The 676-nt window shown below is 71.3% G+C and carries 2 protein-coding genes; both read right to left on the minus strand.

The features are described from left to right. On the minus strand, positions 1–285 hold a 285-nt coding region (locus ACEN88_RS33530), incomplete at its 3' end, for a response regulator (RefSeq protein ID WP_413346657.1). Beyond that, positions 282–676: response regulator (locus ACEN88_RS33535; protein ID WP_413346659.1), on the minus strand; the 395-nt coding region annotated here is incomplete at its 5' end. The genes ACEN88_RS33535 and ACEN88_RS33530, both read right to left, overlap by 4 nt.

Consider the following 676-nt stretch of genomic DNA (forward strand, 5'->3'; position numbering starts at 1 on the left):
GGCCAAGGGCGCGTTCCACGACGCCACGTTGTCCTGGGGCGCGGCCGTGACGACGAGGATCGCGCACGGCGCCTCGCGCATGATGCGGCGGGTGGCCTCGACGCCATCCAGCACCGGCATGGCGAGGTCCATCAGCACGAGGTCGGGCGGCAGGTCGCGGCACAGGCGCACGGCGTCGGCGCCCGTGCGCGCCACCCACGCGACCTGGTGCTCGCCGCCGATCGCCAGTGCGCGGCGCAGTGCTTCGGAAGCGGTGGCACTGTCGTTGGCGATGCCTATCCTCATGGCGTCCTGTCTCCGTGGGCGCCGCCGACCAGGTCGCGCACGGCATCCAGCAACGTGGCGTCGTGGAACGCGCCCTTGGCCAGATAATAATCGGCACCGGCCTCCAGGCCGCGCGCGCGATCTTCCGGACGGTCCTTGTACGACACGATCATCACCGGCAGGCGCGCCAGGCGCGGGTCGCGCCGGATGCGTTCCGTGAGGCCGATGCCGTCCAGGCGCGGCATGTCGATGTCCGTGATCACGAGGTCGTAGTCGGTCCCGCGCAACTGGTTCCAGCCGTCCAGGCCATCCAGCGCCACGTCCACGTGGTAGCCGCGCGCGGCCAGCAGCTTGCGCTGCATCTCGCGCACCGTGAGCGAATCGTCCACCACGAGCACCCTTCGGGCGCGGC

Origin of the sequence: Massilia sp. CT11-108 (assembly GCF_047302915.1) — a bacterium.
GTDB classification, from domain to species: Bacteria; Pseudomonadota; Gammaproteobacteria; order Burkholderiales; family Burkholderiaceae_D; genus Telluria; species Telluria orientalis.